General features: G+C 54.2%; 8 protein-coding genes. 2 read left to right on the top strand and 6 right to left on the bottom strand.

Going from position 1 to position 12,326, the window contains the following annotated elements:
• Window positions 1–97 precede the first annotated feature (97 nt).
• A complete protein-coding gene (locus EC915_RS06010) occupies window positions 98–994 on the top strand; it encodes a GlxA family transcriptional regulator (RefSeq protein ID WP_177413357.1) in 897 nt (298 codons plus the stop codon).
• 74 nt (window positions 995–1,068) lie between these two features.
• Here EC915_RS06010 and zapE read toward each other — a convergent pair whose 3' ends face one another.
• From zapE to EC915_RS05995, 3 genes are all read right to left on the bottom strand, one after another.
• Window positions 1,069–2,163, bottom strand: coding sequence for a cell division protein ZapE (gene zapE / locus EC915_RS06005; RefSeq protein WP_133749621.1), 1,095 nt, complete (start codon window positions 2,161–2,163; stop codon window positions 1,069–1,071).
• Window positions 2,164–2,224: 61 nt separating this feature from the next.
• Window positions 2,225–3,574 carry a tryptophan--tRNA ligase gene (locus EC915_RS06000; protein WP_133749620.1) on the bottom strand — a complete coding sequence of 450 codons (1,350 nt, stop codon included), beginning with the start codon at window positions 3,572–3,574 and terminating at the stop codon, window positions 2,225–2,227.
• Between the two features lie 28 nt (window positions 3,575–3,602).
• Window positions 3,603–4,232, bottom strand: a complete 630-nt coding sequence (locus tag EC915_RS05995) for an alpha/beta hydrolase (RefSeq protein ID WP_133750152.1) — start codon at window positions 4,230–4,232, stop codon at window positions 3,603–3,605.
• A gap of 145 nt (window positions 4,233–4,377) precedes the next feature.
• Here EC915_RS05995 and EC915_RS05990 point away from each other — a divergent pair, with 145 nt between their 5' ends.
• Window positions 4,378–4,815 carry a YhcB family protein gene (locus tag EC915_RS05990; protein WP_133749619.1) on the top strand — a complete coding sequence of 146 codons (438 nt, stop codon included), beginning with the start codon at window positions 4,378–4,380 and terminating at the stop codon, window positions 4,813–4,815.
• 69 nt (window positions 4,816–4,884) lie between these two features.
• On the opposite strand, the gene EC915_RS05985 is transcribed toward EC915_RS05990, so the two are convergent.
• The 3 genes from EC915_RS05985 to EC915_RS05975 all read right to left on the bottom strand — a co-directional run bounded on the left by EC915_RS05985 (window position 4,885) and on the right by EC915_RS05975 (window position 12,205).
• Window positions 4,885–10,887, bottom strand: coding sequence for a S8 family serine peptidase (locus tag EC915_RS05985; protein ID WP_133749618.1), 6,003 nt, complete (start codon window positions 10,885–10,887; stop codon window positions 4,885–4,887).
• A gap of 69 nt (window positions 10,888–10,956) precedes the next feature.
• Entirely contained in the window at window positions 10,957–11,469 is a 513-nt protein-coding gene (locus EC915_RS05980; RefSeq protein ID WP_133749617.1) for a DUF5625 family protein, read from the bottom strand.
• Window positions 11,470–11,737: 268 nt separating this feature from the next.
• On the bottom strand, window positions 11,738–12,205 hold the full coding sequence (locus EC915_RS05975) for a hypothetical protein (RefSeq protein ID WP_133749616.1): 468 nt from the start codon (window positions 12,203–12,205) through the stop codon (window positions 11,738–11,740).
• Window positions 12,206–12,326: the final 121 nt, after the last annotated feature.

Below are 12,326 nucleotides of genomic sequence, written 5' to 3'. Positions count from 1 at the left end.
GTCTATTCAACAAACCACGCTGTTGCGGCGTGTGAGCATCCTCGCGATCGACGGGATCTTCGCCTCTACTCTTACCCAGGCCAAGGACTTCTTCCATCTGGCCAGCCTGCGCTACGGCAAACAACTGGGCCAGGGCCTGAAAGCCGCATTCGAGACCCGCCTGGTCAGCCCCGACGGGAAACAGGTGCGCAGCTTCAGTGAGGTGGTGCTTCCGGTCGATGGCGCACTGGAAAATGCCGACATCATCATCCTGCCCGCCTTCGTCGACAACTTCGACACGTTGCGTGCGCGTTATCCACAGATCCTGCCATGGCTGCGCGAGCAACATGCCCGCGGTGCGGTGTTGTGCGGTGAGGCCAGCGGGGTGTTCTGGCTGGCCGAAGCCGGATTGCTCAATGGCAAGGAAGCGACCACCTACTGGCGCTTCTTCAATGAATTCGCCGAACGCTTCCCCAACGTGCTGCTCAATCAGGAAAAGCACCTGACCGACGCCGACAACCTGTACTGCGCAGGCGGCACCATTTCGGCGTGCGATCTGTACATCTATTTGATCGAGCGCTTTTGCGGGGCCAACGTCGCGCAGACTGTTGCGCGCGATATTCTCTACGAGGTACAGCGCAGCTACGCGCCCGGACGCATGGGGTTTGGTGGCCAGAAGCTGCATCAGGACGTGATCATCCTGCAGATCCAGCACTGGCTCGAAGAGCATTTCGCCGACAAATTCCGCTTCGAAGATGTGGCGCGAGAGCATGGCATGAGCATTCGCAATTTCATGCGCCGCTTTCAGACCGCTACCGGTGATAAGCCGCTGCATTACCTGCAACGCCTGCGTATCGAGACCGCCAAAGGATTGCTGTCAGGCTCGCGAAAGAGCATCAAAACCATCAGCTACGAAGTGGGCTACGACGATGCCAGCTTCTTCGCCCGACTGTTCCGACAACACACCGAACTCTCGCCCAATCAGTATCGCCAGCAATTCCAGCAGGCGGCTTGAAGCAGCCTGAATCGTCAAGCTCCCAAGGCACGGATTGCGTCCTGGGAGCGTATAGATTGAAACTCGCAGCTACTTCAAGGCTTGTGCGCGCGCGACAGGAATTCGTGGGATTGCATCTCCAGCAAACGACTCAACGTACGCTGGAATTCGAAATTCAGACGACCTCCAGTGTACAGATCCTTCAGCTCGACCTCGGCCGAGATGATCAGCTTGACGTTACGATCGTAGAATTCGTCGACCATGTTGATAAAGCGGCGGGCAATGTCATCAGTGGTGACACTCATCTGCTCGACGCCGCTGAGCAGCACGGCGTGGAAAATCTTGCCGAGTTCGATGTAGTCATTCTGGCTGCGGGGGCCGTCGCATAACTCGCGAAAATCGAACCAGGCCACGTCATCACAGGTACGCAGCGCTTTTATCTGGCGGTTCTCGATCATTAATACGTCATTTTCAACCGCTTTGGTGCACTCAGGCGTCAGGGCGCGGAAGCTCTTGCGCATGCTTTCTTGCGCAACCTCGTTCAGCGGGAAATGGAACAGCTCAGCCTGCTCCAGGTGGCGTAGGCGGTAATCCACGCCGCTGTCGACGTTGACGATATCGGTGTTCTGCTTGATCAGCGCAATGGCTGGCAGGAAACGCGCACGTTGCAGGCCGTCCTTATAAAGGCCGTCCGGCACGATGTTCGACGTAGCCACCAGTGTCACGCCGTTCTTGAACAGCTCTTCCATCAGCGTGCCGAGGATCATGGCGTCGGTGATGTCCGACACGAAGAATTCGTCGAAGCAGATTACTCGGGCTTCCCCGGCGAACTGCTTGGCAATCAGCGTCAGCGGGTTCTTTTCGCCTTTGAGTTTCTTCATTTCTTCATGCACACGCTTCATGAAACGGTGAAAGTGCGTGCGCATCTTGTCTTCGAATGGCAACGCTTCGAAGAAGGTGTCGACCAGGTAGGTTTTGCCACGGCCTACGCCGCCCCAGAAATAAAGGCCCTTGATTACCGTGACATCTTTCTTACCGAACAGCTTGCCGAACAGGCCCGGCTTGCTCTCGTGGGCAGCGACCAGATCGTTGTACAGACGCTGCAGGTGACGGACCGCGTTTTCCTGGGCAGCATCATGGAAGAACTCGGGTTTTTTCAGGTCGTTCTGGTAGCTTTCTAAGGGGGTCATATTCGCTGGCTAAGGAGCAAAAACGGGCCGTCACTGTAGCGACGGCCCGTTGGAATGGCAATTAATCCTGTTGTGGCGTCAAGGCCAGTTTCAGGCTCTGCACCGCAGCATCGCGCGCAGCGGTGTCGGCGAAGGCAGGGCTGTCGGCGACGCATACGTCTTCCAGCCATACGCTGAAGGATTCGCCTTGCGTCCGTATGTCCAGTTCACCCCCTTGCTGCAGTTGCCTGGTCACTGCGCCAGCTGCTTTGCCGTCGGCAAAGTTGCGCGACAACAGCAGTTGCTCGCCGTCGGCTGCCAACAGACGGAAACGGAAGCTGCCATCGTCTTCGCGGAAACTGACGAAGCGCGCAGCCTTGCTGGCTTTCTTCTTCGTTGCGGTAACGGCTTGAGCGATCGTGCGCAATGAACGCAAGCCAACCGCCTCACGCAACTCGCCCAAAAACGGCGTGGCGATGCGGCGGGCTTTTTGCGCGCCGGTCTGTAGGATGTCTTCCAGATCGGTCGGGCGTTCGATCAGACGATGGTAACGCTCGCGGGCTTCGCCCAATTCGCCATCAAGCAGCTGGAACAGCCGCTGCTTGGCGTCGCCCCAACCCAGGCCTTGCAGCAGGTCGGCACGCAATTGCTCGCTCCGCGCCTTGCTGGCGAAAGCCTGATACAGGGTGAACAGGTGCGAGTTGTCCGGATCCTTGGCTTCGCCTGGCAAACGCGAGTCGGTGACGATGCGCGAGATCGCGTCTTTCATCTCCTTGGCGCCGCTGAACAGCGGAATCGTGTTGTCGTAGCTCTTCGACATTTTGCGGCCATCCAGGCCCGGCAACGTCGCGACGCTCTCTTCAATCAACGCTTCGGGCATGACGAAGAATTCCTTGCCATTGCCGAACAGATGGTTGAACCGCTGGCCGATGTCGCGGGCCATTTCGACGTGCTGAATCTGATCACGACCCACAGGCACCTGATGCGCGTTGAACATCAGAATGTCAGCGGCCATCAGCACCGGGTAGCTGAAAAGCCCCATGGTGATGCCGGCGTCCGGGTCTTCACCCGCTTCGACGTTCTTGTCCACCGACGCCTTGTAGGCGTGGGCGCGGTTGAGCAAGCCTTTACCGGCGACGCAGGTCAGCAGCCAGGTCAGCTCGGGAATTTCCGGAATGTCCGATTGGCGATAGAAAGTAACGCGCTCGACGTCCAGACCGGCAGCCAGCCAGGTGGCGGCGATTTCCAGTCGCGAGCGCTGAATGCGCAGCGGGTCATCGCACTTGATCAAAGCGTGGTAATCGGCCAGGAAGTAGAACGAATCGGCATCGCTCTGGCGGCTGGCGACGATGGCCGGGCGAATGGCACCGGCGTAATTGCCCAAATGGGGCGTACCGGTGGTGGTGATACCGGTCAGGATACGAGTGGTCATGGCGGGTCGCTTATTCTGGGTGCTGCAATCAGTTCGAAAGACGCGGCAGGATCAGATCCTTGAGGTCGGTCAGCTTGCCGTGAAAAAAGTGTCCGCATTCTGCCACTTTCAACAGCTCATGGGGGCGCGAGAGTGCGTCAGACCAGGCATACACAAGTTGTGGGTCGACCACTTCGTCGGTTTCCGGTTGTATCAGGGTCAATGGCCCTTTTTGCGGCAGCGCGCTGGGGTCGGCGATACGCATGACTGCAGGCGCGACCATGAACAGATGACTGAGAGTTTCGCCCTTGGCCTCGAGACGTCCGCCCAAGGTGGCAGCGACAAAACCGCCAAAGGAAAACCCCAACAGCGTCAACGGCAGATCGGGACGTTTTTCGCGCAGCCAGTTCGCGGCAGCCTCTGCATCGTCGACTTCTCCCTGCCCCATGTCCGAGCTGCCAGTGCTTGCACCCACGCCACGATAATTGAAACGCAGGGTGATGTATCCGGCGTCGCGCGCTGTGCGTTGCAAGGTGGAAATGACTTTATTGAGCATCGTGCCGCCCTGAACCGGGTTAGGATGGCAGATCAGCGCCACGCCCTTGGCCGCCTCCAGATCAAGGTACAGGGCTTCGAGTTGGCCCACCGGGCCGTCGATGAATACAAGGGTTTCACGCATGAGCAAGAATGAACTCCGTGACCTTCAAATGGGTCGACTCGTCTAGCTGATTGTCTGTGGCTGTCATATCGACGACGCGTCGCCGCTATACAGCGCAGGTTCGAGCCGTTAACGTAAAGCAAAGCCGTTTATAGAGGAAGGACTCGTGGATTACTCGCTCTTAGTTTGGTTGCTACCGACTATTGCCCTGATCGTTGGCGTTGCCATCGGTTTCTTCGCGGCGCGTGCGCTGCCCCACGCCGCGCCTAACAGCACTCAGCGCCAGCTGGATAACATTCAGGAGCGTTTCGACACGTATCAGAACGAGGTGGTCACCCACTTCAACAGCACGGCCAACCTGGTGCAGAAACTGTCCCAGAGCTATCAGGATGTACAGGAGCATCTCGCCGAAGGCGCGGATCGTCTGGCTACCGACGAGATCACTCGTCAACGTCTGCTCGCCGCGCTGCACCCTGACGCCCTGCAAGCACCTCGTGACCGCCTAACCCCGCCGCGCACCGTCGCCGAACCGCCTCGTGACTACGCTCCAAAGGCGCCCGACTCGCCGGGCATGCTGGATGAGCAGTACGGTTTGAAAAGGTAAGAAGATTTGTGAAAAAGCCCGCCCCTGAAGTGATCAGCGGCGGGCTTTTTTACATCTGAATTTCCCTCCTTAATAACTGTCAACGGCCAAAAGCGGTTGCTGGTGCATTGTCGACAGGGATCCGAACCGATGCGACAAGGGATCAGCAGGAGCACAACTCGCTAAGGCCTGAGCCAAACGCTCAGCACCGTACTTTTGATTGGGGCCCATTGAGTTCACATCGGATGGCAATGGTGTATCAGTTTTTATCGGTTTAGCGCCTAAATCACCAATAGAAGAAAAGGACGCGGGAATCTTCGATTCTTGAAGATAAGCCCTTTGAAGTACAACCGGAGAGCTCACAGGTATTTTGGAATGACTGTCCACCATCTTTTTTGCGTCAGTAATATCAACGACTCGCCGACCTCGGTACTGAAAGAAACTTGGCGTATTAACTTCCTCGTCGAACGAATCTACTTTACTGTTGGATTCAAGCCGGGCAGGGTGAGATACAGGTAGCACTTGCCCTATCGCCCCATCAGTTACGCTCCGTGTGCTTTCAAGGGAGCTTGCAATATCTCTGATAGCGCTATCCCGCCCCACCCTGAACTCGCTCATTCTCCTGTCATGGTCGGCCCAAAACTTATCCTGCGATGCGGCTATTTCCGCAAACCGATCTCTCAGCGGTGCATTTGGCCCGAGTGCCGCGCGTCCAACATCGCTGCCACTGGTTACCGGGAACCGCCGGGCGACTAAAACATCGATGTCGCGAGGCCTGCTTTCAAAGTCAAAAGTTGGCCTCTGCGCGCTGGGGATCTGAGGAGCGAACATTACAGATTCTGGCCCGGTAATTGGAATCGAACTGAGCGAGCTAGCTACGTATGCCGGTGAAATCTCCGAAGCGTTGCTTTGCTGCGAGGCCTGCGAGCTATGTAGTGGCGCATCAGCGAAGATGAAATCGCTTTCATCCAACTGAGACACCTCAAGTGCGTCCAGATAAAGCAAGCGTATTGAGCGCTTATCGGACGCTGGCGTCTCAACAGCCACACCATGGATCTGAGCCAAACCATTCAACATCGCGCGATTCGATTTACTCAACACGAGCTGAGAAAACTGCGTCACGCCGGTTTGACTAAGATCGATCTTGTCTATGCCGTGTTTAAACCCGCGAAGTGTATTGCGGAAATCATTCACCCCTGACTGAGCAGCAACGACGAAAACGTCTGAGCTTGCACTATCGTGGCTGTAGACCTGTCCTGCAAGTGAAGCCACCAATTGTCCTTGGCTGTCACTCGAGTAGCTAACGCCTCCACCACCGCCTTCAAGAATTACAACACCAAGCTCCGAGATGGGCATGACAGGGCCATCCACTGACTCCATATAGCCAACAGGTGGTACGAATGTATCTTGAAAGGTGAAATTGCGTTGACTTAGCTGGAGTAGAGATTCATTAGTGATCAATACACTCTGATTCCGTCCTAGATCAATCGAAACATCTTGGTCTTGCTGGGTCATTTTCAGCTCATTGAAACCCTGACCACCAAATCCAACGAGATTGACGGTCTCACGTTGAGTATCAAAACCTATGATCGTGTCTTTCCCCTGATTTCGGCGGTGGACCACGAAGACGTCTTGACCTGCCCCGCCCTCAAGTACGTTTTGGCCTCTTCCCCCATCCAGCAACGCCTTGGCACTACTCGCTATAAGCCTGTCGTTACCATCACCGCTTACCGCATTTTGAATCCCTCCGGGCGAACCAATCAGAAGTTGCTGATCCCCAATCAGAGAATTGCCGCTGGCCAGATCGAGAACCACATCAGCAGATACAGCCCCGGCATTGATCGTGTTACGCCCACCGGCTCGCCCATTGCGCGCGTCATCCAGATTGGCGCGTTCGGGCTGCGCGGCAACGGCACCTGCATATTCGTTTGTATAAAAGTACGTGTCGTCCGAATCCTTCGCTTGCCCATATGCCCTCAGCGACCAACCATTTACCCTGACAGGCAAGCCATTGGATGCATTCACAACTTCGAGCCTCCAGTTCCCTGATGATTTCTCACCCCAATGATTAGTCGACATAAACGTGTACTTAAAATTAGCGGATTGTGCGCTTCCGCTGTCTGGTTCACTCGCCCTCGTATCTCCCGACGGGATCTTGCCGGCATGGTCCAATAGAACGCTTTGAGTGCTGCCTGGAGCCTTGAGCCTTACGATCAAATCACTCAGCCGGCCGAGATCCGCGTCAAAGTCCACTTCGACATGCTCAACATCAACGTCCCCTTGTAGCGTGAGCGTTGCGTGGTGAGTCTCGCCAGCACCCACTGTCGCCCCCAGTGCACCGCTGGATACTGATTCAACTGTCTCATTCTCACCGACGCTTTTAACCGACCAAGATTCCGCCAGACGAACAGCGGCGCAGGCGTCAACAGAGCCAAACCCGTAGTCCTCACTGCTATGCATGCCGCCGCCGTTCCAGCGAGTTGCGGCGTTGTCGACCCATTGGGAGTTGAGGTCATCTACCTTGCGCGCAGACAGAGCAAGGATTTGCTGCACATCCCGATATCCCAGATTGGGGTTCGCTTGGAGCATCAGCGCCACTACTCCAGAAACGACTGGCGCGGCGAAACTGGTGCCCTGAGTTGTGCTGTACTCGCCACCAAAGCTCGACCCTCGATCAGTTTCAAGCTTATGGCTCGCAGCAGAAATTCGACTCCCCGGGGCAGAAACCAGCAAGCTTGCACCTGGGTTGGAGAATGGCGCCGAGCCTGCCTGCAAAGTGGACAAGTCGCCTTGAGCGTTTATTGCCCCTACTTGGATTGAAAAGCGATTGTTGTTGATCAATGATCCCTGGGCGGTTCCACCGGACGCGCGACTATTCCCTCCGGCGGTTACAATAATAGTCCCTAGCCCGCCTCGCCCGTTGTGCGCGGCATAGCGAGCGTTCGACACCAACGCACTGGCAGTATTGATATGGCCATCTTGGAAGTTGCTCAACGCAAAGTCATTTTTGAATCCCCAACTGTGGTTCGTTACGTCATAACCCACCATTTTCCCGAGGCTGGTCAGATCTTCTCCACTGTTTGCCAAATAATGACCACCCAGTCGCGCGTCGTATGCGACTCCCACACCACCGACATTATTTCGCGCTGCGACCATTACACCGGCGACCATCGTTGCATGATTGGAAACCAGCTCCGGCAGTGTTTGATTCTGTTGTTCGGTAGCCAGCCAAACGCTATCAACATTATCAGCCAGATCTGGATGACGGATATCGAACACCTCGGGGGCGGTCGCGAACTCGCCGCCGGGCTCGAACTGCCCGATTCGTACTCCTTTTCCGGTGTAGTCCTGCCACACCGGCAGTACGTTGATAGCATTCAAGTACCACTGTTTGGCCACCAGTGGATCAGCCGGCTTATCCGGTGTGCTCAAAGTGACGCGAGCTCGCATAGGGGCTGTTTCGCCAGTCGCAAGATCCACCGCACAGAGAGCAGGGTTGCCTGCATCATCGACCAGGCTATAAAAGAAATTGCAGATGCCGGAGCTGTCGGAAGCCGGGGTGAACAACACATCGCCTTGAACATTCAAACTGACGCTGCCGCCCACTGCATCTCCAACTTGAGAGATCCGTAAATTACCAACACTGTTCAAGCGCTGATCATTCTTCAACAACTGGCCAGATGAAATCAGCACTGGCTCAAGGCCCGTCAGGGTCTTACCCTGCTGATCAACCGATATGAAATCCGGCACTGGCATTGCGTTAGAAGATTGCAAGTCGACTGCAGAAATATCTGAGAAATTTAGCTTCTGTATATTTTTGATTGAAATGTTGCCATCCCTGCCACTTACCCTGTCGACAACCTCATGGCCGTCCGCGCTCCGCGTTATGCGATAGTCACTGTAACCGCCATGAAGAGACACGATGTTGACGCCGCCACCGCCATCGACAGTCGCATTGCCATCACCCACCTCAATGACATCATTACCTGGCCCGCCGTAAATGCGATCATTCCCACCACCAGCGTGGATGATGCTGCCGCCCTGCGAAGCATGAATCAGATCGCCTTGTGAGCCTGCATAAATCACGGCCTGACCGCTACCACCAATAATAGTGTTCTTGCCACTACCACCGGCCAGTACATCGTTACCAGCTCCCCCAATCAGAACAGAATCCCCTGACCCGCCTTTAATGAAGACGCCTCCAGCGCCCCCACTGACGAGCACATCATGCCCAGCACCGCCCTGCGCGATAGTCAAACCGGCTTGATGCAAATTGAGCGTGACGCCTTCATCGCCCACAATAATCGCCGTGTCACGCCCGCCATTGCCCTGAATGTTGCGAGGGTCATCGCGAGCACTGACAACAAATACGTCGTTACCTACAGACCCCTGATAGGCATTGCTCCCCCCTCCGCCCACGAGCCAGCTGCCCTGCGGAGCAGCGATCAGGGTGTCATCTCCATCAGCACCGTAAACGTTCAACACACCTAGTTCTTCAGCGTTCAGAGTTTGCGCGCCACTACCTTGGCTGGCGAATGCCGTGGTAGTGATGCCGTCTAGCGTCGATGTAACCCTAGCGCCGTGGTTCTGCGCTTCGACAGTATTACTAACAGGATCGCCCAGGAAATCCACAGAGAGCATTTCACGGGACTCACCATTGATCACGAACGAGCCCTTACTCAGCACTCTACTACCATTGCGAACCTCATCGCTGCTTGCAACATTGGTCACCATGATCTGGCTGATGCCCAATTCATCAGGCGTCTTAAGCTCGCCTTCACCCGTTTTTGCGTCATGACTCGCATCGATCCAAACGCGTAATGTGCGCCAGATAGGATCGTTGTGATCGATCACTCCGCTGTGGTCAGCATCCTCACTGGCTAAAGCCTGGAACCCATCCTTGAAGCGCACTTCGCCTGCGGCACGATCAACACCGGTTTTACCGCCATAGTATTCAGAGAACATCTGACTGACGCTGGTGATCTGCCCGCTCCCATCGTCAACCACCAGCATGCCTGTGCTGCGATCAGCCCATCCTGTGCGCTTGAGGGTTGCGCTGTTATCGCTGTCGAACAACACGGCATCCTGCAGATCAGTCATTCGCACGCCGTTGCCCGTCAGGTCAAGCAACAACGGATCAACAAACGTATTAAACGTCGTCATCGCAGACAAGCCGTTGAGCGTCACGGCGTTGCGTAGTCCGTAGTCGCGTTTCCCGGCATTTGGGTCTTGATAAAACTGCGACAGGTACGTATTCGGCCTTGCATTGGGATCCCGCTGTACTTCTCCCGGACGAACCCCGCCCGAGGCCATGCTCGCTATCTGTGTGGATGTGAAATCCGTTTTGTTCAGGGAACCATCGCCAAAAGAAATACTGTGGGTGGGTAAATTGACCACGAAGCCATTACGCACATCCCTTCGTCCTTTGTCTTCGTCAGGAACACCCCGTTGAGGTTGCGGAGAGGGAGAGATATCAATATTCATCACAGCGGATGGAGGTCCTGATGCTTGGTCCGACGGTAGTAATGGATAGGCCCCACCAAGCCACAGGCACATTCGTGCGTCTTTGGCGTCGTAATAATCCTTTTTGAGTACCAAATCATTACGCACGATATTGGCGCCGTGGGTTAGTAACAGCGTATCGAGATGTCGGACATTGGCTGAAGGTAAAGGGGCACCCTCAAAGCCTCTGTCGTTGTAGCCTATGGCTTTCAAAGAGGCGTAGGCGAAATCCACGCAACTGTTGGTTAGGAAATTATAGACAGTATCATTGAATCCGAATTTCGAAGGTTCACTCGAAAAAGCTTTAAGATCACGGTATTGCTCTGCTGTAAGTTGCAGTGTTACCTCATAGATTGTCTGCCTATAAGCAGCGTCATCCCGCCATGACAAAACGCCCGCGCCTATAGGTTCTCCTTCCCTCGACTCAAAGCCATAGCTAGAGGAGGTTATCCCATCGCTCAGGACGTACCACATATGCCCGGCAGCCGAAACAGAGTAATCACCCTCATTGAAACGCCCCTTGTTTGCCTGATATACATATCCCGAGCCCTTCGATGCTACCTTGTATGTCACATTATACTTATTGGTCATTACTTACTCCCTCACACCACCAAAAAAAACCTGCAAACCTGAATACCTGGTTAACAACCTGGCAGGCTATTAAATTTTTGGATCAAAAGTACCAAACTCAATATATGTTTCGATACTGACTAATTCCTGAACATCTGACAATGTTGTCAGCTCTAAGTAATACTCTCCCGGTTCCAAACCAAAATGATTTACCGATCTAACCAATGCTCTCTTTCGTGTTTCACCGACCTGAAACGACTCTCCCCATTCGGTACCTTCAGAAAGCACAGTACCCTCATAGAACAGTTCGCCATCTCGGAAAACTTTGACGTGAACAGGGACAACGACTCCTGGCTCACTCGTCGAACCAAAAAGCATGCGCCTAGCATCCCAGTCGGCAAGAGTGGCGTCACGACCTAAACTATGAACGAAAAATATCGCCAATCGATAACCACCAAACTGATTCACAGAGAAGTTAATAGAAACCTTCTGACCGGGCTTTGAGATCTCTATTGGTTTTACTATAGAAATATAGTCAGTACACCCTGCCAGTAGAAAAAACAAAAAACCAAAGCCCCAAAGCCTGAACAGTTTTGCTTTCACAACTCACCCCCTCGCGCTCTCAAATTAGATCAAACTTCAAAAAATACATATAGAACACAACTAAAACAGCGCCTGAGCCGCACACACAACTCATATGAAATCGCCCCCCCTTACGGACGAGGCTTGGCCTACACTCCATCATGCAGGAGCGATCCGAGAAATATGCCCTTCGCTTATTGGGCAGCGACTGGATAACAAGCTGGTGCGACGATGCAAGCTCAGTTAAATCAACCTATGCAGCTGATCGTTTGGATCATGACATCTCTGCTTAAGGCGCGCCCCCGCCAGAAACATAAACTTCCACATCATAACTACCAGGTGCAAGTCTGAGTCCGTTTTTGAACTGCACCGCTGGGTATACATATGCCTCCTCTCCAGACACCCCCTCGCCCAAGCAAACAGTGTTGCTCATCACCTCTTTTTTCAAAAGGGTCTGCGCACTGCTACTTAACTGAATTTGCAAATGGTACGGAATACCTTTTTCTATGCAATCACCGGGTTCATCTAACTCAAACCTGATAGCGGTGAGCACAATGATTTCTCGCTCTTTGCCGAAAAATAGAGCAGCTCGAAAGTTCCCTGTTCGACCTAAGACAAAAGTCGATTTATATGTTTGGCCTGTGACAGTTGCAGCGATAGGGGTAGGTAGCACTTCTTTTTTTACGCACGCAGACAAACCCCAAAATAATAGGACTGTCAAACTACTCTTACACCCGACAACAAAGTTTTCGTGCACAGCAGCTCCTTGAGATAACTCTGATCAACACAGATTATTGAAACTAACAAATTATTTGGCAGTGCTCACAGGGCCGCCATAACATTGATATAAACGCGCATACCCCTGCGATTCGACACGC

Source organism: Pseudomonas sp. LP_7_YM, assembly GCF_004364435.1.
Taxonomy (GTDB): Bacteria; Pseudomonadota; Gammaproteobacteria; order Pseudomonadales; family Pseudomonadaceae; genus Aquipseudomonas.
The sequence above is the reverse complement of the archived record's forward strand: the minus strand, read 5'-3'. Positions and strand labels throughout refer to the sequence as shown.